Raw genomic sequence first — 20001 nt, 5'->3', positions numbered from 1 at the left:
ATTAATAAAAATTTTTTAATGACGAATCTCCCTGCAAAATTAAAAATATTCAATATCCTTTCTGATTCTGATTTCAATGATGCCGCTATTGAAGTTTTTAAATTTCAATATGCTAATAATGGCGTGTATCATGAATTTGTTAATCTTCTTGGAGTTGAAACTCATAAAATTAGTTCATATCAAAACATTCCTTTTTTGCCCATTGAATTTTACAAAACACAATCTGTTGCAAGTGTTCGTGATAAGCCGGAACATATATTTTTAAGCAGTGGAACAACTACGGGGAACAGAAGCAGGCATTTGATTTTTTCAATTTCTCTTTATCAGCAAACTATCCTGAAATGCTTCAATCATTTTTATGGTTCCCCCGAAAATTATATTATTGCAGCTTTATGCCCCGATTACATTTCCCTCCCCGAATCATCCCTGTCATTTATGCTTGATTTTCTGATTAAACAAACAAAAACCTCCGAAAGCGGCTTCTATCTAAATAACATACCCTCTCTGGTAAAACTACTTAACAAAAAAAGAAAAAAAACTGTAATAGTGTTTGGAATAACATACGCGTTGATGGATTTTGCCGAATTATATTCTTTACCACTTGAAAACGTTATTATCCTTGAAACCGGCGGCATGAAAGGAAAAAGAAAAGAAATGACCCGGGAAGAAGTCCATGAGTGTTTGAAAAATAAATTTTTCATCAAAAAAACACATTCTGAATATAGCATGTGTGAGCTATTATCTCAGGCATATTCATCAGGAGAAGGCATTTTTGTGCCACCTCCATGGATGAAAATTTTTATACGAGACGCACATGACCCCCTTACTATTTTACAGGCAGAAAAAACCGGTGGCGTTAATATTATTGATCTTTCCAATATATACACATGTTCATTTATTGCTACCGGAGATTTAGGAGTAGTACATCATAACGGAAGTTTTACCATTTCAGGCAGATTTGACCATAGCGACACAAGGGGATGTAACTTATTACAGTCATATTAAAATTTTTATAAAGGCATAAAAAAAATAATTTATATTTGCATAAAAAAAGAAAATCATCCATCCATGAAAAAAATAATTTTAATCTCTGCCACAGTTTTTATAGCTTTTGTATTCGCATCATGCAAAAAATGTGTTACCTGTAGTTATGAATACGAATACCTTGGACAAACTCAAACCGTTGCTTACCCGCAGGAATGCGGCTCAAGTAAAAAAATAAAAGAATATAAAGACATGGTTAAAGCAGATGCAAATAGGCATGGAGTTGAGTCTTCTTGCGAAACAGAGTAATTTAAGGAATTGTTTTTTATGTGAAAAGGCTATCTCAATTTCGAGACAGCCTTTTGTATTATTTAAAAAAGCTTTCCGTCTTCACTTACTTGCTTATGTAATGCTTCCGAATCATTTCCCGCAACATTAATCAATTTTGAAACAGGATAAGATTCCAAATGTATTGGGCTGTTATTAATAAGTAGAAACAAGGCATCCTGGACTTCACCTGAGAGCCATTTTAATTCCTCATCTTTAGTTGCAAAAATTAAAGGCGTTCTGTTATGAATTGGTTTAATGAATTCATTGGCTTCAGTGGTTATGACAGCAAAAGAGTAAATCATGTTATTTTCATTTTTCCACTCACTCCAGATACCTGCCATTGAAAAAACAGGGAAGTTTTTTATAAAAATTCTGTAAGGTGTTTTCATTTTGTCTTGTGACCATTCGTAAAATGAGTCAGCAGGAATCAGGCAGCGTTGGTAAGAAAAAGAATATTTGAAGGCAGGTTTTTCAGTGAGAGTTTCTGCTTTGGCATTTATCAGTTTTTGTCCGAGAGATGCATTTTGTGCCCAGAAAGGAATTAATCCCCAACGATAATAATTGAAAGCAGGGTTCCCTATATTTGTAATCACAGCAAGGGTTTGCCCCGGGGCACAGTTATATCTTGGTTTATACTCCTGTGGTAAAAACCCATAGTGTTCTTCAATAATTTTTTCGTTAACTGCAAAAGAAAATCTTCCGCACATTACTAAAAGGAAAAGAGAAGTTTTTTAATATATCAAAGTAACGTGGCCTTTATGTATATGAAACTTATACCGGATATCATAATAACTTATAATCCACGAATAGACTCCTTCGGCCTGCACATTTCCGCTGGTTTTTCCGTCCCAGCCATTTTCCATGTCTCTGGTGTGAAAAACCTGTCGGCCCCATCTGTCGTAAATCCGCATTTCAAATGATGACAAATCAATACCTTCTCCCTGAGGTTTAAAAACCTGATTTTTAGCATCATTATTTGGAGTAAAAGCGTTGGGGACGTAAAATGTTATATTAGGAACAACAGTAACCTCTCCAATTATAGTATCGGAGCAACCATAACTATTGAAAACAATAAGAACAGGATAGAACGTCCCTGTATCTGAATATACGTGTGTGGAATTTTGTGCATTGGAATTATTATCCAGAGTTGTATAATCACCAAAATACCAGTTCCATATAGTAGCTCCTATTGATTGGTCGGCAAACCATACCAAAGGTTCCAGTTCATTAACCGGTTGTGGGTTAGCTGCAAAATTTGCAATAGGTTTCGGATAAACAGTAATAAAATCAGGATAGTACATGCGCATTTTACAACCGTTGGAAGAAGTTGCTGTAAGGCCTACTCCGAATGAACCGGCATCAGCATAATAATGAGCCGGGTTTTGTAATATAGAAGTATTTCCGTAAGGAATAATGTCACCAAAATTCCATGCCCAACTAATGGCATCAGGAATCGTTAAATCCGTAAAATGAACAAAAAAACCAGCACAACCTTCTCTGACATCAGCAGTAAAATCAACCAAAGGTAAAGGTTTAACTTCCAATGTATATGTTTCTGTTGAAGTACATCCGTTATTGTCGGCAGTTACGGTATAAGTTGTAGTTGTTAATGGGAAAGCTTCTACAATAGGCCCGGTACTACTTGACAATGAAATTCCAGGTTGCCAGGTATAAATTTGTGCAGCACTATATACTGTAAGAGTACTTGTATCTCCCGGGCAAATATCTTCAGGGGAAGCCATTATCATAATGGTAGGTCCATTGGAAGCCACAACCGTGGCAGTAGTTGTATTGACACACTGGTTTGTATCAGTCCCTGTAATAGTGTATGTGACCGGTGTTTGTGGATATGCAGTAACTGTGGGGCCGAAGGTTGTCGTCAGGCTATTGTCAGGCGACCAAACATAAGTATCAGCCCCTGAAGCAGTCATGGTTAATGAATCTCCAATACAAATATAGCCACCCGGAGGACTTATCAAAATATTAGGTAAAGGGTTTACTGTAACTGTAATCGTATTTGAAGCAGTACATAATGGTGTTGAGCCTGTAACGGTATATGTAGTAGTCGTGGTTGGTGACGCGGTAACTGTTGAACCGGTAGTTTGATTTAAGCCTGTAGCCGGAGCCCACACATAACTATCAGAACCTGATGCTGTTATTTGTATTGACTCACCGTTGCAAATCGTAGGATCTGTTGGAGAGAGGCTAACCGAGCCTCCTGCCATGGTAACAGTTATATTGTCTTCAACAGGGATTACCGCACCCCAACAAGTATTATAATTTGCCCTTGCAGTATAAGTAGTGGTCCCTGTGGGGCACACATTAACGGTTGTTCCTGTGCCTATCAGGTTTGTTCCTTCATACCAGTATGTTTCAACATAAGATGACCCTACAGGAGTAAAACGCCATGCTTCATTAGTAGCTGTCCATGCTGTCGCATTCCGCCCTGGGGCAGTATAAGCAATTGACTGACTCTGATCTTGAATACCAACTACTGCATATCCGTCATTCCAATCCCAACATACTGGTTTTGACTGAATATATACATCAATCATATTTGTTGTTTCATACAACACAATTTGTTGTGTAGTTTTAATACTGTTGCATGAATAATGTGCAACCTGATTGAATTTAAAAACAAAGGCTCGACAAGGTGTTGTACCTTCAACTGACCAATACATGTTTCCACCGGCGGGTAAATATGTGTCATGAAAGGCTCCGAAAATGTGCATTGGGGACCCATAGTTACAGGGGATTCCATAATCTATAGTCCAAGGGCAGAAACCTCCGGCAGCTGCAGTATTAAAAGAAATTACACCATTATCGCCAATGATAAGATTATCATAAGGCTGACTGAAAAAACAAAAATGAAAATTCGGAATATTAATTACAGGACTCCAATCGTCATCATAATAAACGGGGATAAGCGTTCCTCCTGTATATGGATAAGGCGGATTATATGGAATTGAAGTAACTTCATAAGTAGTTGTTGCCCCGCTGGTTTGTACAGTTGTTGCTTCCAATGTAATACATGGTTCATTACAAGGTAGTGTAATATCGTTACCACCGTTGGTTGTAATAGTAACCCCAACGCATCCCGGCTGGCTAAAAACTTGCGTGACAGAAAAGCTTATTATTAATAAAACAAGAAAATTTTTTATTTTGACTCTCATGGGGAATAATTATCAGTTACTTCCTAAAAAACGTATTTTTTATTTTTTTTATTTGGTATTCATGTTTATTTGCAGGTTTTTAGACGAAAAAATCACCCTAAAGGTTGCAATACCTTGCAAATATACAATAAGTTTTATAACTAAAACGGTATATTTTGTTTAAATCTTTATTGTTAAAATATCCGACCACCTGCTTGTATATTGAGGAGATAATCTTTCCTGATGCATTTTCCACTTGCGCCGTGTGCCTTGTACAGCTAGCTTCACAGCGTCCTGACCTACTTCTTTGTTAATATTATCAACTATTCTCATTAATTCTGTCATTTTCCGGCGGTTTGTATCATCCCACAAGCTATATTGCAATTGATTCTCAGGTATCAGGTCGCTGAGAATTATGCCGGATTTTTTGTATTTATAACCTTTACAAAATATTTTTTTCAACCCTTTTAATGAATAATGAACCAGTTCCGAAGTAATGTTGCTTGCCACAGGCAGCTGAACCATGATAGAATTCACATATTTCGGCGTGTCTGAAAAACGGTTGGTCATCACAAAAACATTTACGGAACGAGCACAGGAATATTGTTGTCTTAATTTTTCGGCAGCACGGGAAACAAAGGTAGCTGTTGCCTGTTCTATATCTTCATAATTTTCTAATGTTTTTCCAAAAGAACGTGATGTGCAAATACTTTGTTTGTCGGGAATTACCATATTAAGCGGAAGGCATGAAACTCCCCGTAGTTCCATCCATGTCCGTGCCCCCGTAACACCCATATGCTTGCGAACCCATGGTTCATCTGCCTGTTTAAAATCAAACACGGTCGTTATGCCCTTATTCTGAAGGAACTTCCCGTAGGCCCGCCCTACACCCCATATTTCTGTAACAGGGATATGTTTCAACAAATTATCTGTATCATCATGTTCCCAGAAGTTCATCACGTTTGCATAAGAGGAATTCTTTTTTGCAAGATGATTTGCAATTTTTGCCAGGGTTTTTGTTGGGGCAACCCCCACCGAAACAGGAATTCCTGCCCATTGTTTGATAGTTATCCGTATCTTTTTTGCAAATGCTGAAATATTTTCATTTTTCAGGCTTGAGAGGTCAAGAAAAGCTTCATCCACGGAATATATTTCCACATCAGGAGCCATGTCATAAAGTATATTCATCACCCGGTTTGAGATATCACCGTAAAGAGCAAAATTTGAAGAAAAAACATGCACCTTGTTTTTTTCTATAAGAGATTTAAACTCAAACGCAGGTGCACCCATTTTTATTCCCAGAAGTTTGGCTTCGTTAGAACGCGCAATAACACAGCCATCATTATTGGATAAAACAATAACAGGTTTTTTTTCAAGCTTCGGATTGAAAACGCGCTCACAGGAAGCATAAAAATTATTGCAATCAACAAGTGCAAAAACTTTATTTATGGCTGATTCGGGATAGGTTTTATTTGGTTTTGTTGAGTTCATCCATCTTTAATTTGGCATCAATTTTTAATGAACCTCCCCGTTTAATAATTTCATTGAATAATTCCTTTGCCTGTTCTTTTTCATTCTTTTCCTCAAGAATTATAGCTTTTTGCCATAATGCCTGTTCGTAGTATGTGTGGATTTTCTTTTTAAGCAATTGGTCAAAATAAATTAATGCCGAGTCTTTCTTGCCTTCATAATAATATGACATGCCAAGAAAATATATTGCCTGATAATCAATTTTATTTCCCCTTATCACCTCTTTAAACTTTGGTATAGCTTCCTTATATCTGTAATTATCATATAAAGATAATGCCGGAGTTATTCCCGACTGGTCTTCTGTGCGGGAAACTGTTTCATCAGTCGTTACATCATCGTTTTTTGATGTTTCGGCTTTCGACAATACAATACTTTTTTCCTGGCTTGTCTTTTTGGTCAATGCTTTTCCTATAGCAACATCTCCTGCAATTTCCTCTTCGGTAACTACTGCAACTGCCTGGCCCGGAACAAGATTTGTTGAAGTATCTACCTGAACCTTGTCAACATCATTAGCGCCAAAAACCACACCGTCATCCAACAACCCGGCATATATACCTGTACTTTTCTCTTCAACCTTCTCCCCGGAATTTTCTATATCATTGTTATTATCATAATCAATATCAGTTAGTATCTTTGTGACAGACCTTTGATACGTTTCGTATTTTAATGATTCCTGTGTTTCCTGCCTGTTTTTTTGTTCAGAAGCAATATCAGATAAAATTTCTTCATTATATTTTTCTGAAGCCGGGCTTTTGCTCATTTCTTTTTCCTGAACAATAGCCATTTCCTGCTTTATGTCTTTGGTCTGTATGTTAAAAAGAAAATACAATCCGGTAATTAGCAAAATACTGGCTGCAATAGCTGATGTTGCAATTAATGTTCTCTTAAGTCCGCTTTTTTTAACATTTAATGTTTGCTTCAAAAACAACTTCTTATTTAATTCAAGCATGGCTTCACTGATTTCATTATAAACAGCTGTTTTATCCGGGGCTTTTTCAAAACCCTCCAAAGCTTCGCTGCACAACAAGCATACAGCAAGATGCTGCTCAAAAAGATATTTTTCCGGTTCAGGCAGTCCGTTATTCAGGTACTTAACAAAAGCTTCCTGAGTGATACAGCCAGAGGAGTTAAAAATATCATTATGTTTATCAAGAGTTTTCATCTGTTGTTTTCGAGCATGATTTTTAAATTTCTTTTTCCGTTTTGTATATAACTTTTAACCTGGTTTAATGAAAAATTTGTTGTTTCGACAACTTCCTGATAGGATTTCTCATGAAGATAAAACAATTCAATACAAATTCTTTGTTCATCGCTTAATTTTTTTATGGCTTCCGGTAGTTTTTTATCTAATATTTCATCGTTAATATGGTTTAGAGTCATTTCTCCTTCAAAATCCATAAAATCCTGCTGAAAATTTTTCAATTGAATCTGGTCATTAAATGTTACGGTATTATCCTTTCGCAATATCATCAGGCAATGATTTTTTGCAACACTGTAAAGCCAGGCTTTGAAATTTGTTATCTCATGCTCTTTCAGCGCTTCATACAACCTGTCGAAAACCTGCATCACGGCTTCACGGCGGTCGTCTTCCCTTTCAAAATATTTGTATGCAATGCCATACACTAGATGAACATAACGGTCGAATAACTCACCGATATAAACCGTATCGTTGGTTTTCCGGTATAATTCAATCAGTTCCTGATCCGGCAGCAGTTCAGTTTTTTCACTTTTTGATTTTTTGAAAAAAAGCACCAAAATAACCTGATTTGTTATGCAAATTTAATTTTTAAAACGGAACATTTATAAAATGATTAGTTTAGCATAAAAATTTCGAAAAAATGAGAAAAATTGTTACCTATAATGTGAACGGGATTCGTGCTGCTTTGTCAAAAGGATTGTTGGAGTGGATACATAATGTAAACCCAGATATTGTATGTTTTCAGGAAACCAAGGCACAGCCCGACCAGATACCTGTGCTTGAATTTGAAGCTGCCGGATACCATAATTACTGGTTTTCGGCAAAGAAAAAAGGATACAGCGGTGTTGGGATTCTTACCAAACATAAGCCAGACAATATTATTTACGGCATGAACATTCAGAAATATGATGATGAAGGGCGGATGTTGCGTGTTGATTTTGGAGATATTTCTGTTATAAGTGTCTATCATCCTTCAGGTTCCAGTGGCGATGAAAGGCAGGCATTTAAAATGATATGGCTTGAGGACTTTCTGGAATGGGTGAGCGAACTTAAAAAAACAAGGCCCAATCTTGTTATTTGCGGCGATTATAACATTTGTCATAAACCTTTAGACATACACGACCCCATACGAAATGCTACCAGTTCGGGCTTTTTACCTGAAGAAAGGGAGTGGCTTTCTAAATTTATAGATTCAGGGTTTATTGACTCTTTCAGAGAATTCAACCAAGAGCCCCATCAATACACCTGGTGGAGTTTTAGGGCAAATGCACGGGCGAAAAATCTGGGATGGAGAATTGATTACCAGATGGTAAGTGAACCTATAAAACACCTTATGAAACGGGCTGTAATTCTTCCCGAGGCAAAACATTCCGACCACTGCCCTACATTACTGGAAATGGATTTTTAAAGTTTAATACGGCTTACAAATAGATGTATTCTCTTAACAATCACTTGTTAGTATTTTAACTCTCCGCAGATTAAGGCTTTTTGTTTCTCAAACTACCTTTGCAAAAAAATTATTATGAAAACATCAAAAGCCATTTTGCTTTTATTTTTTGCAGCCCTGCTTTTCACATCCTGTGTTTCGTCAAAAAAATTTCAGGAATTGCAATCAAACCATAAAAACTGCCTGGAAGAAAACAGCCTGATGAAAAGTAAAAACCTTGAATATTCAACAAAAATTAATGAGCTCACTTCAGCAAACGACAGGCTTAAAAAACAAAATGAGCGTTTGTTGTCTGATTCATCAATTACCGGCGCTAATTTACGCGAGCTGACAAAAAAATACGATGACTTATCTGCTGCTTATGATACCCTTCTGGACAATAACCTGAAATTGATGAAAGGGAATAAATATGAAACCCAAAAGCTGATTTCGGAACTTGAAAAAACAAAAGAAATCCTGCAAAAAAAAGAAGATGAACTGAAGAAATTGGAAAACGAACTCAACACCAAACTATCTAAACTGAATGAAATGCAGGCAACACTTGATGAGAAACAGCAAAAACTTCATGAGCTACAATCCATTCTTGACAAAAAGGACTCTGCCGTAAATGCGTTAAAGAACAAAGTATCAGAAGCCTTATTGGGTTATGAAAATAAAGGCCTTACCATTAAACAGAAAAACGGAAAAGTTTATGTGTCCATGGACGAATCGCTTTTGTTTGCATCCGGAAAATATGAAGTTTCTGCCAAAGGTACTGATGCTTTGAAAAAACTTGCAAAAGTTCTTGAAACCAATACAGATATCAATATCATGGTGGAAGGGCATACGGACAATGTACCTTATAAGGGGACAGACCAAATTCTTGATAACTGGGACCTGAGTGTGAAACGCGCCACAACGGTAGTACGTATCCTGGTTTCGGGCTCCAAAATTGCACCGGTGCGCATCACGGCTGCAGGCCGCAGCGAATACTATCCCGTGGATGCTGTAAACTCCTCTGAAGCCCGCAGCAAAAACCGCCGCACAGAAATTATTTTAACTCCAAAACTTGACGAACTGTTTAAAATTATTGAAAGTAATTAAATCAAAAAAGCATTCTTAAAACTCTATATAAATCCAAGAGGCAGCCAATAATGACTGCCTCTTTTTATATCTAAAACCTATCGGCCAACTATACAGATACTAAATCTTAAGCGACGTCTTTCTTCGGAGCATTTTTTAATGTTTCGGTTAAAAATGCCCAAAATTTTTCTACAGAAGGAATATTGACTTTTTCATCCGGCGAATGCGGGTAATTAATTGTCGGGCCAAAAGAAATCATGTCCCAGTTTTTATAAACACCTCCAAGAAGGCCACACTCCAGACCGGCGTGTATGGCGCTGATATGTGGTTTGTTCCCGAATTGTTTTTCGTAAGCCAGCAGCATTTCTTTGAGTATCGGAGAATCCATATTGGGTTTCCATCCCGGGTATTTTCCTTCAAAAACATATGCTGCTCCGGCCAGGTTATAAACGGCGGCAAACATTTTTTCGAGGTCGTCCTTTGCAGAATCAACAGAACTTCTGAGTAAACACTGTATTTTTACTTCATTATTTTCTGATTTTACAATAGCCAGATTGGTGGATGTTTCCACAAGTCCTTTCATATCCTGGCTGTCGCGGATGACGCCGTTAGGAGTGGCATAAATGGCATTCAGCAGGTTGGCGGTTGTTTTATTATCAATCCATGAAGCAGGTTTTTCGGATGGTTCAACAAGTATCGTGATGTCGGTTTCCACATTTTTATATTCGTTAATTACGATTTGTGTTAATTCCTTAACAAACTTCTTGAATTTTTCAACGTTGGTTTTGGGTAATGTTACCACAGCAAATGACTCACGCGGGATGGCGTTCCGCAGGCTTCCGCCGTCAATACCTGACAAACGCAGGCCCAGATTGTAATATGCATGCCATAAAATACGGTTCAGCAGTTTGTTTGAATTGGCTCTTTCCAAATGGATGTCCACACCAGAGTGGCCGCCTTTCAAACCTTTTACGCTTATTTTAAACGCTTCCACATCGTCTGTTACAGGTTCATTGGTGAAAGTAAATGTCATGTTTGCGTTGGTACCTCCGGCACAACCCACACATAAATCGCCTTCTTCTTCCGTATCCAGATTCAGCAAAATTTCGCCTTTCAGAAGCCCGGCTTTCAAACCAAAAGCTCCGGTCATACCTGTTTCTTCATCTACAGTGAGCAACATTTCCAATGGTCCGTGAACCAGGTCAGTTGCTTCCATTACAGCCATGGCGGCTGCCATGCCGATACCGTTATCAGCACCTAAAGTAGTTCCGGTGGCATGTACCCAGCCGTCAACTATTCGTGGAAGGATAGGGTCAGTCAGAAAATCATGCTGGGTATCAGAATTTTTCTGAGGCACCATATCGAGGTGCGCCTGTAAAATAATTCCTTTACGGTTTTCCATACCCGGTGTTGCAGGTTTGCTAACGATGACATTTCCTACTTCGTCAACAATAACGGCAAGATTATGCTCTTTGGCCCAGTTCAGGACATGTTCGCGAATTTTTTCTTCGTGTTTTGAAGGATGAGGAATGCCGCAGATATCCTCAAAGTTTTTCCATAAAGCGGCAGGTTTCAAATTACTAAGTACATTTCCCATATACATAAATTTTGAGTTAATATTTCTTAAAGCAGAACAACAAATGTAATAATTATTAATTTACATTAGTGTCCGATATAAATTTCTTCTATAAAACTTTGGATTTTTTTGTTACCTGCCGACAAGGCAGACTCGCTCCCACTGCCGCAACACAGACCTGCTCGTAAACCTTCATAAATCCTTTTTTTTATATCATGTTTCTGTATATATGCAATAATTTATGAAGGTTATCCTTGTAATAAAGGATGTAAATTAAAGTTTTCGTTTTTGCCTCTGTCCTAAAGGAAGAATTGGTTTTCAGCAATTTACATCCTTTAGACAAGAGGAAAAATAAATTACTTAAGAAACTGCTTTGAATTATATAAATCAACTTAGCAAGTCATGGGGTTTAAAACGATTTGTTAATGAAGAACAAAATAAATAATGTAAGTTAACTATCAATCAAACTTAATTTAAAAGTGCGGTAGCCAGAAAATATGGCGGTGTCAGGAAGTTGCCTGTGCGAAGTCTCGATATATATTTTCTTGACTTTTTGGGTACTTTTGGGTCAAGCCAAAAGTACCATAAGAAAAATATTCACAATGAATAACTTTTACTTTGACATCGGTTAAAAATAAGACAAATAAAACTTATGTTTTTTATTGACATTAAAATCCTAAAGGACTATTAATAAGCCGAAGGAGCAATGTGTTAATAATTATAGTACTTTATATGAGAAATTAATTTTTTAAAAATACAGCATGCATACAACCTTTTTAATATTTTTATCGTCTAAAACACCGTAGATGGGGCTTGATAAAAAAATAATAGAGGGCTGCATTGCCGGAAACAGAAAAGCGCAGAAAGCCCTCTTTGAGAAGTACAAGTCATCTATGATGGGCGTTTGTTTGAGGTATTGCAAAAGCAGAGATGAGGCAGAAGATGTGTTGATGGAGGCTTTTATGACTGTTTTATCCGAAATCCACACCATCAGGAGCGAAAGTTATGTGGACCAGTGGGTAAGGAGAGTAGTAGTGAACCATGCTATCAATAACTACCGTAAAAACCTGAAACACTATTTTCATGCCGAAATTGACAATATTGCCGAGTCGGACATTGATGAAGATGAAAGCTTTGATGTTACAGGCAATTTTTCAGTGAACGAGATTATGGCTGCCATGCAGGAAATGCCCGACGGATACAGAATGGTGCTTAACCTTTATGTTGTGGAAGGATATAAGCACAAAGAAATAGCAGAAATGCTGAACATAGCTGTGGGGACTTCAAAATCACAGTTATCGAAGGCACGAAAAATAATACAGGATAAGTTATCTAAACAATAACTGACAGAAAAAAATGAACAGAATACCCGGTAACGGACAAAAAAATTTGGATGATTTTTTAAGAACCTCTTTCGAGAATTATCAGCCGGATGTTTCTTCACATATCTGGGGTAAATTAAGCACTAAGATATTTAAAAAGAATGTAGCGGATTTTGTAACATTCAGACAATTTAAAAACTCTTTCAGGCCTGAATTTAAAGCTGCCGGTGCACACATTAAAATATGGCTCAGCTATGCCGCGGCAGCCTGCCTTACCGCGGGCGTTGTTTTCGGTTCAGCCTATATTATTACAGATGTTATTAATAAAGGAAAAGACGTTCAACAAAAAGAAACCGGGATTCAAACCACAATGCCTGGCAATAATCTAAACATGGATATTGTAACTGAAAAAAGCCCCCAAATTATAGAGAATAATACCAGCGAAAAACTAGATAATAATAGGATTACAACTGTTTCGTCCATTGACAACAGACAGGAAAATCTTGTAAACAATAATACTAATTTACCGGCTTTAAAAGATAATACCTCTGGCACTTCTGTGAAAACAGATACCGTCAAAACAAATAAAACCAACTACCAAACATCACTACAGCAATATATTGAAAAAGTCAACTCTCCCGACAAGCCTGTTGAACACAACCCCGTTTCTGCCGACGAAGAGGTGATACCCGATATAAATTTTGATGAGTTGGACGAACTTGCTATCGAAGAAATTGACGCTGAAGTATATTCCCTTGAAATTCCAAATGTTTTCACGCCTAATAATGACGGGTATAATGATTACTTCGTGATAAAAAACATTGATAAATACCCCGAAAACACTTTAATCGTAGCCAGCCGTAACGGCAACACCGTTTTAGAAACTTCCAACTACCAGAATAACTGGGATGCCCGTAACCAGCCTGCAGGAACTTACTATTACATTTTAAGTTATAAAGATAAACGGAACAACCATGGTGTTATCAAGGGTATTGTTTCCGTGGTAAGGTAAAACTCAAGTATTATTCTGACTTTTCAATTTCCCTGAATGAAATATACCTGCCTTCGTATAAAGTGCTAAGGAATTTTGTTACCCTTTGTTCTACCGGCATAATACTATCTCCGCAAATTTCGAGGCAGCGGCTGCAAATATCCGCAACCCGGGAAGTGCCATCTATCTGGCTCCAAACGGCTGACCCAAGCTTGTCAAGGGTAATCCGGAAAAACCTTTTTCGCGGGCTAAGCATAAATTCATTGAATTTCTGATTTTTAAATTTTGGAACAACCAGCGTTACCACACCTTCTTCGTTAGTTTCGAAATTGCTTTTTCTTATGGGGGTGGCTTCCATATAGTTCAATTTTTTAAGTATTTTTCTTCTTTGGAAAAAATTCATATCTGGAATTTATTAGATGTTGTAATTATTTTCATTTGCTGATTTTAACTGTTTCGCCAGGTGATATGCTTCCCGCCCTGCTTCAATCAATTCTTCGGCACGGTAAAATTCAAAAGTGGAAGCGGCATCGCGTGAGATGTCCACTTCTATTTGGGGTTTTTCCTTAAGTATGGTAAGCCGGCATATCGAATCCTGCATAATATCAAATGATTTGTCGAGTACTGTAAAATATCCGGGAGTATCTTCTGTAAGTTTTTTTTCGCCTGAAAACAAGTTGTAACGCCTCTTGGCAAAACTCAGTATTTTACGCTTAATAGAAAATTTTTTAAACTTTGGTCTGGGAATATATACGGGTTTTTTATACGGTATATTGGCATTTACATCCACCACGGCAAGGATATCTCCTTCGGTTCGTTTTACACAATTTGCGGGTATGGGATTAATGATACCGCCGTCAACCAAAATCATATCTTTATATATCACAGGAGTAACAATGGATGGTATAGCTATCGAGGCACGTATGGCCATGATCAGGTTGCCTTTGTCAAAAACAATTTCTCTTCGCCTGGTAATATCTGTTACCACGGCAGCAAATGGTATTTTAAGTTCTTCAAAAGTTCTGCATCCTATAAATTTCTCAAATTGTTTAAAAATACGTTCTGCCTTGATAAATCCCTGACCGGTAAACGTAAAATCTAACAGGTCATAAACATCCACTTCATCGAGCTGGCAAAGCCATTCCGTAAACGGCCCCAAATTTCCGGAGGCAAAAACTCCTCCAATAACCGAACCTATGGATGTGCCAGAAATTGCAGAAATCTCATAGCCGTCTTTCAGCAACTCTTCAATCACACCGATGTGGGCTATCCCCCTACATCCACCGCTTGATAAAACCAATGCAACTTTCGTTTTCACAGTATAAAATTATAAAAAAAATGGGGTTTTGCAGAACAAAACCCCATTTGTAATTTTTTAGAAGTTTCCGCTAGGCGGAGGCGGAGCATCTGCAGCACCCCTGTTGCGAACCGGAAGCCATATTAAAGCGACAGCAATAAGCACTAAAACAATGATACTTACGCCGAAAGAAGGATTTTCAAATATAGAAAATGTGGGAACATTTAAGAAATACAACAAGGCAAAAACGAGCCCCATCAATGCTTCTCCGGCAATGAATCCTGAAGCCAGCAGCACACCGACATTTTCGGTACGCACCGCCTGGCCGAGTGAGAAATTTTTGCGTTTCTGAATAATTTCAACAATACCTTTAACAATACCTCCCAGGAAAATAGCAAACGTTGTTTCAAGAGGAAGATACATCCCGACACTTACAAGCATGGGGCTTTTTACCTGCATCAATATGAAAGCAAGTCCCATCAGCATCCCAACAATAATCAACGGCCATGCCATCTGGCCTCCCACTATCCCTTTTGAAAGCATTGCCATTAGGCTTGCTTGTGGCGCAGAAAGATTTTTGCTGCCAAACCCGCCTTCATATCCCTGAATTTTTCCCTGAGCAATATCGCCTTCATTTAATATCACCAACACACCAAACATTACCACGCCTGCAAGTATAACGCCAATAATATCCCCGATTTGCATCCTCCAAGGTGTACCACCCAGAATATGCCCTGCTTTTAGATCTTGTAGCATTTCTCCGGCAACCGCAGCCGAGACGCATACAATAGCAGCAACTCCCAATACAGAAGCAACGCCCTCTTCGCCTCTTACGCCAAGAGCAAAAAGTATCAAAGCCGTTACAACCAGTGCCGTTAATGTTAACCCGCTGATAGGATTGTTGCTTGAACCCATAATACCCACAAGGTATCCGGATACTGCGGCAAATAAGAATGCGAGTATTATCATCAGAGTAGCAGCTACAACCGAAACAAGTATTCCTGCACTAAAAATAAAAAATGTAATACAAAAAGTCATTATAGCAACAGCCAAAATGCCAATGATAACCCATGTTATGGGAATATCTTTATCAACGCGGTCTGTAACGTTTGTGCCTCCGGCGGCTTTTTTCACATCACCTATCGCTCTCTTTATGCCGGCGCCAAGGCTTTTACGCATTTTAAAAAGTGTGAAACAGGCACCCATTAACATGCCTCCGATTGCGATAGGCCTGACGATAAAACGCCAGATTTGACCTATCTGAAATGAAGAATCGCTTACTTTGGCTAATGCATTTTCTGTTGATAGTGAGGGGTCTTTAGTTTGAAGAATCGCTGCCCAGCTGTTCAAAAAATCCATGTTAATGGAGGGTGCAATAAAATAATAGATAATTGGTGCCAGCAGTCCCCATGCAATCAAGCCACCGCTGAAGTTTAACGCGCCAAGCTTCGGCCCGATAATATAACCAACGCCCATGTATGCCGGACTGATTCCCGGAGAACTGAGCAACATGCCTCCCTGCCCCTGAAAAGCGGTACCAGCAATAGTTGATTTTCCAAAAGCAACAAATTTTTCCCATGTCGTTGCAAAAAATTTAAACTCTCCCATAGCTTTGATAAGGGCACCGCCTATCATGGCTCCGAATAAAAATTTAGAACCTCCGCCTCCACGGCGTCCGGCTTTGTGAATTTCGGCTGCAGCAATAGATTCCGGAAATTTCAGTTCGGCATCATCCACCATAACACGGCGCAATAATGCAACAAACATGATACCAAGCACGCCGCCGGCAATAAGTATCAGAGTTGACGTTACATAATGTCCCGGGGTAAAAAACGGGTCCCATATCCCTGCAATAAAAAACGCAGGTAGCGTAAAAATTGCTCCCGCTGCAACAGACTCACCAATGGAGCCCACGGTACGGGCAAAATTTTCTTCAAGAATGGAGCCTTTCATCATTTTTAATATGGCCATCCCGATAACAGCTGCCGGGTATGTTGCTGCAATGGTCATACCGGCCTTCAGGCCAAGATATGCATTGGCGGCCCCCAATAAAACAGCCATTACAAGGCCTATCAAAAGGGCTTTCAGCGTAAACTCTGCCATGTTGGTCTCAGATGACACAAATGGTACAAATTTTTTTTGTTCAGACATAATATTGCTTTTTAATTAATACTAATTTTTCAGAAATTTCCGCTAAATAATATAAAAAAAGTGAAAGTTGCAAAAAAATGAATAATTGTTTTAAAAAACAATTACCTGATAAGATGTATATTGCCTTGAAGGGTTCTTTTTGTTAGCCCCTGCAACCTTTTTTCAAACACATCGCATATATAATAATAAACGCCAACACTACAAGCATTTTTCGAATTTCTGTCCTTTCCGTCCCAGTTTATATCCGGGTCTTCTGTTTTAAAAACAATGGTTCCCCAGCGGTTAAAAATAACTATGTTTATGTGGTCAACAAAATCGTAAGGGAATGGGCGAAAAACATCATTATAACCGTCCCCGTTTGGAGAAAAGACATTAGGAAGTTCATAAGGTAAACACTGGTCAATATCAAAACAGACTAAATTACTTGGTATGCTTTCATTATTAAAAGAATCTATGGCAGTAACATAGTAACACCCTGTAATAGTGTTCAAGCCTGGGTGAATGTAAAACGTATCTGCAATGTTATTTGAAGAAAATATTACAAAATAATCGGCACCATCACCAGGAGAATAATAAAGATTATAAGAAACAATATCATCATCGCAAGCGTTGTTTTGGTTGGACCACCATAATGTATTTTTAATATCTTTACAATCCACTGTGCCTGACAATAAGGGGGGACATGGTGGTTCGTTGTCAGTGGGTTTTCCGTATGCTCGTTGTGAGAGATTAATCAAAGGGCTTGCAAAACCGCTTGCTGAATAATGACCTGAAGACTTCACATAATAACAATATTCTATGCCGTTCACAAGCCCTGTATCAGCAAAACTTAACGAAGTAGTAACCCCTATCGAATCAAAAAGCATAGTCGAAGGGTTTTGGCGATATATTGTCATAGAATCATGAATCCACGGAACAGCAAACTGCCAGCTAAGTGTAAGAGTGTTATCGGAAGGTGTTAGTGAAAGAAAAACAGAGGAAGCATATTCGGTAGAGCCAACATAAAAACGATTTCCGGGTTCATCGTTATAAAAATCAATACGATAATGATAGGGAAAATTAAGTGTATTTATTAAAGTATCCGTATAAACAGTATCCTGGAGTAACGAGAGAGAGTCAATCAGTGTTACATTGGTCCCGCTTAATCCTGTTCTCCTGTAAATAAGGTATTTATATGGCCCGGGAATTTGAACAGAATCAAAATCTGTAGGCTTGGTCCAAACAATCATAACAGAGCCATCAGTTATATCTGTATTTTTTACACTTACATTAGTAATAACGGGGACATCCCTAGTGAGCTCAGCACAAGCTTCATTTGAGGCATAACTTTCTGCATCATCAGAGAAGTAGGCAATAACCATATAGCAATAATCATGACCCCTAATCAATCCCTGCCCGTTGTTATCATCCAAAAATGTGGTATCGTTGATATCATCCAATTGTGCAATCATCACATAGCCAGTATAAGCAGGAACTCCTGTTTCGCAATGGTCGGGGGAAAAGCCATAATACCCGCTGCGCCTGAATATTCTGTAACCCTTAGCATTAGCACAAAGGCTTTTATCCCATTTTAAATTTATTTTATTTCCGTCAGGAGTAGCTGAAAGGTTTTCGGGAGCGGGGGCAACAATCGTAATAAAAAAAGACATAAAGTCAACCAATTGTACAGGGTATCCGTCATCAATGACTTTAAAATTCATCTGATAAGGAGCTTTCTTCACATGCTCACATTGCGTCTGCCACGTGAATGTGGAGCTTACACTTCCTGTTCCCTGAACAGGCTGAGGAAATGTTGCCGGGCCTGGGGTTATCAGGAGCGGAGCTCCATTACCTGTAAGTGTAATAATATCTCCGTTCGGGTCAGTAGCCTGTATATTTAATGAAAATAATGTCCCTGCCAGAATACAAGTGTCTGCAATTTGTTGTATTATCGGAGGCTGGTTAATGCAAGACACTACTGTTATCTGCATATCGCGCCTCACCGAACCAATCCATATTCCATTGCGCCATTCGTCAATAATAATACAAATATTATATTCGCCATTTAGCTGGGGGCTATCCCAAAGCAACTCTCCTGTTAAAGGGTTAATAGAAAAAGTGTTATTTGCGGGAGGATAAAAAAATCCCGGAATGTCAAGCCCTCCCTGCCCTTTGCAGGCAGTAAGAGAATAGGATAAGCTGTCTCCATCGGGATCGTAGGCCCAGGGATTGTGTAAAAAAGGCTGATATATACATGCATTATCAATCGGGGCATTCAAGAGTACCGGAGAATTATTATTCCCTAAAAAGGGGTTAATGACCAGCTTTGTTTCAAGATACATTGGGATATTGACAGAATTAGGAATATTAATTACCCCTGCATTTCTGTTAGGGTCTTCCATAGAAAGAGTATATGTTCCGGGAGCCGGAAATGTATGCTGACCTCCTGTACCGGGACCATCATAAGTGTATCTGTTGTAACTGATATTGTTTGGCAGATGTACTTGTTCGACTCTTTGAATGATATCAGAAGTGCCATCACCCCAGAAAAGTTCAAGTTCCGGCCTGTCGGCAGGGCTGGGAGTATAAGTATAAGTGATAATAGTAACTTCGTAAGTAAGGCCATAAAGCCAGCGATAAGTTATTTCTCCTGCCCGCTGATGCGTTGCATAAACAGAAAAAAACGCATAAACTGTTAAAAATAAAGCGAACAGGAACTTTTTCATGAAATACAATTCAGACTACTAAATTACGATTTTTTAGAATGAGCAGTAAATTAATATTGATTACAGCTCATTCTAAAAACGTACTAATAAGAATAAATTGTACCTCGTAATGTCAGATCTTTTCTAACATCCTGACTTCTGACTCTACCCTGTTTTTTGTGTAATTCATATTTTTAAGAATCAGAATATAAACTAATTAGCAAAAAAATTAGTGCGGTATTACCGCACTAACCTTATTTTTGTAGGATGTATTCAA

Annotated in this window: 16 protein-coding genes; 6 read left to right on the top strand and 10 right to left on the bottom strand. The window is 38.3% G+C overall.

Annotated features, from left to right (window positions below; genetic code table 11):
- Window positions 1–18 precede the first annotated feature (18 nt).
- Window positions 19–1005, top strand: coding sequence for an acyltransferase (locus tag M0R16_00080; protein ID MCK9611282.1), 987 nt, complete (start codon window positions 19–21; stop codon window positions 1003–1005).
- A gap of 63 nt (window positions 1006–1068) precedes the next feature.
- A complete protein-coding gene (locus tag M0R16_00075) occupies window positions 1069–1293 on the top strand; it encodes a hypothetical protein (protein MCK9611281.1) in 225 nt (74 codons plus the stop codon).
- Between the two features lie 62 nt (window positions 1294–1355).
- Here M0R16_00075 and M0R16_00070 read toward each other — a convergent pair whose 3' ends face one another.
- From M0R16_00070 to M0R16_00050, 5 genes are all read right to left on the bottom strand, one after another.
- Window positions 1356–2021 (bottom strand): SOS response-associated peptidase, encoded by a 666-nt coding sequence (locus M0R16_00070; GenBank protein MCK9611280.1) that lies wholly within the window; start codon window positions 2019–2021, stop codon window positions 1356–1358.
- A gap of 24 nt (window positions 2022–2045) precedes the next feature.
- Entirely contained in the window at window positions 2046–4487 is a 2442-nt protein-coding gene (locus M0R16_00065; protein MCK9611279.1) for a gliding motility-associated C-terminal domain-containing protein, read from the bottom strand.
- A 159-nt stretch (window positions 4488–4646) separates the two neighbouring features.
- Complete coding sequence (locus M0R16_00060; GenBank protein ID MCK9611278.1) at window positions 4647–5957, bottom strand: Y-family DNA polymerase; 1311 nt, start codon at window positions 5955–5957, stop codon at window positions 4647–4649.
- A complete protein-coding gene (locus M0R16_00055; GenBank protein ID MCK9611277.1) occupies window positions 5935–7158 on the bottom strand; it encodes a tetratricopeptide repeat protein in 1224 nt (407 codons plus the stop codon). The genes M0R16_00060 and M0R16_00055 overlap by 23 nt, the downstream gene beginning before the upstream one ends.
- Window positions 7155–7748, bottom strand: a complete 594-nt coding sequence (locus tag M0R16_00050) for a sigma-70 family RNA polymerase sigma factor (protein ID MCK9611276.1) — start codon at window positions 7746–7748, stop codon at window positions 7155–7157. Before M0R16_00050 ends, M0R16_00055 begins: the two co-directional genes overlap by 4 nt.
- An 86-nt stretch (window positions 7749–7834) precedes the next feature.
- Between M0R16_00050 and M0R16_00045 the strand changes: the two genes are divergently transcribed.
- Together M0R16_00045 and M0R16_00040 are read left to right on the top strand one after the other, a co-directional pair.
- Window positions 7835–8602 (top strand): exodeoxyribonuclease III, encoded by a 768-nt coding sequence (locus M0R16_00045; GenBank protein MCK9611275.1) that lies wholly within the window; start codon window positions 7835–7837, stop codon window positions 8600–8602.
- A gap of 114 nt (window positions 8603–8716) precedes the next feature.
- Window positions 8717–9724, top strand: a complete 1008-nt coding sequence (locus tag M0R16_00040) for an OmpA family protein (GenBank protein ID MCK9611274.1) — start codon at window positions 8717–8719, stop codon at window positions 9722–9724.
- Window positions 9725–9830: 106 nt separating this feature from the next.
- Here the strand turns inward: M0R16_00040 and M0R16_00035 are convergent, their stop codons facing one another.
- Complete coding sequence (locus tag M0R16_00035; protein ID MCK9611273.1) at window positions 9831–11300, bottom strand: aminoacyl-histidine dipeptidase; 1470 nt, start codon at window positions 11298–11300, stop codon at window positions 9831–9833.
- Between the two features lie 785 nt (window positions 11301–12085).
- On the opposite strand from M0R16_00035, the gene M0R16_00030 reads away from it, so the two are divergent.
- Complete coding sequence (locus M0R16_00030; GenBank protein ID MCK9611272.1) at window positions 12086–12622, top strand: RNA polymerase sigma factor; 537 nt, start codon at window positions 12086–12088, stop codon at window positions 12620–12622.
- Window positions 12623–12635: 13 nt separating this feature from the next.
- Window positions 12636–13613: a gliding motility-associated C-terminal domain-containing protein gene (locus tag M0R16_00025; protein MCK9611271.1), complete on the top strand. Its 978-nt coding sequence runs from the start codon at window positions 12636–12638 to the stop codon at window positions 13611–13613.
- Window positions 13614–13623: 10 nt separating this feature from the next.
- Here M0R16_00025 and M0R16_00020 read toward each other — a convergent pair whose 3' ends face one another.
- The 4 genes from M0R16_00020 to M0R16_00005 form a co-directional block, all read right to left on the bottom strand.
- Entirely contained in the window at window positions 13624–13995 is a 372-nt protein-coding gene (locus M0R16_00020; protein ID MCK9611270.1) for a PqqD family protein, read from the bottom strand.
- A gap of 12 nt (window positions 13996–14007) precedes the next feature.
- On the bottom strand, window positions 14008–14910 hold the full coding sequence (locus tag M0R16_00015; protein ID MCK9611269.1) for a patatin-like phospholipase family protein: 903 nt from the start codon (window positions 14908–14910) through the stop codon (window positions 14008–14010).
- 57 nt (window positions 14911–14967) lie between these two features.
- On the bottom strand, window positions 14968–17040 hold the full coding sequence (locus M0R16_00010; GenBank protein ID MCK9611268.1) for an oligopeptide transporter, OPT family: 2073 nt from the start codon (window positions 17038–17040) through the stop codon (window positions 14968–14970).
- Between the two features lie 101 nt (window positions 17041–17141).
- Window positions 17142–19745 (bottom strand): gliding motility-associated C-terminal domain-containing protein, encoded by a 2604-nt coding sequence (locus M0R16_00005; GenBank protein MCK9611267.1) that lies wholly within the window; start codon window positions 19743–19745, stop codon window positions 17142–17144.
- Window positions 19746–20001: the final 256 nt, after the last annotated feature.

Source organism: Bacteroidales bacterium, from assembly GCA_023228145.1.
In the GTDB taxonomy this organism is placed as follows: Bacteria; Bacteroidota; Bacteroidia; order Bacteroidales; family CAIWKO01; genus CAIWKO01.
Note: the sequence above shows the minus strand (reverse complement) of the source record. Positions and strands in the feature narration are given on the sequence as shown.

Bases quoted from the DNA above. Each gene is read 5' to 3' on its own strand.
- M0R16_00080 (MCK9611282.1), top strand. From the start codon at position 19: ATGACGAATCTCCCTGCAAAATTAAAAATATTCAATATCCTTTCTGAT.
- M0R16_00075 (MCK9611281.1), top strand. From the start codon at position 1,069: ATGAAAAAAATAATTTTAATCTCTGCCACAGTTTTTATAGCTTTTGTA.
- M0R16_00070 (MCK9611280.1), bottom strand. From the start codon at position 2,021: ATGTGCGGAAGATTTTCTTTTGCAGTTAACGAAAAAATTATTGAAGAA.
- M0R16_00065 (MCK9611279.1), bottom strand. From the start codon at position 4,487: ATGAGAGTCAAAATAAAAAATTTTCTTGTTTTATTAATAATAAGCTTT.
- M0R16_00060 (MCK9611278.1), bottom strand. From the start codon at position 5,957: ATGAACTCAACAAAACCAAATAAAACCTATCCCGAATCAGCCATAAAT.
- M0R16_00055 (MCK9611277.1), bottom strand. From the start codon at position 7,158: ATGAAAACTCTTGATAAACATAATGATATTTTTAACTCCTCTGGCTGT.
- M0R16_00045 (MCK9611275.1), top strand. From the start codon at position 7,835: ATGAGAAAAATTGTTACCTATAATGTGAACGGGATTCGTGCTGCTTTG.
- M0R16_00040 (MCK9611274.1), top strand. From the start codon at position 8,717: ATGAAAACATCAAAAGCCATTTTGCTTTTATTTTTTGCAGCCCTGCTT.
- M0R16_00035 (MCK9611273.1), bottom strand. From the start codon at position 11,300: ATGGGAAATGTACTTAGTAATTTGAAACCTGCCGCTTTATGGAAAAAC.
- M0R16_00030 (MCK9611272.1), top strand. From the start codon at position 12,086: ATGGGGCTTGATAAAAAAATAATAGAGGGCTGCATTGCCGGAAACAGA.
- M0R16_00025 (MCK9611271.1), top strand. From the start codon at position 12,636: ATGAACAGAATACCCGGTAACGGACAAAAAAATTTGGATGATTTTTTA.
- M0R16_00020 (MCK9611270.1), bottom strand. From the start codon at position 13,995: ATGAATTTTTTCCAAAGAAGAAAAATACTTAAAAAATTGAACTATATG.
- M0R16_00010 (MCK9611268.1), bottom strand. From the start codon at position 17,040: ATGTCTGAACAAAAAAAATTTGTACCATTTGTGTCATCTGAGACCAAC.
- M0R16_00005 (MCK9611267.1), bottom strand. From the start codon at position 19,745: ATGAAAAAGTTCCTGTTCGCTTTATTTTTAACAGTTTATGCGTTTTTT.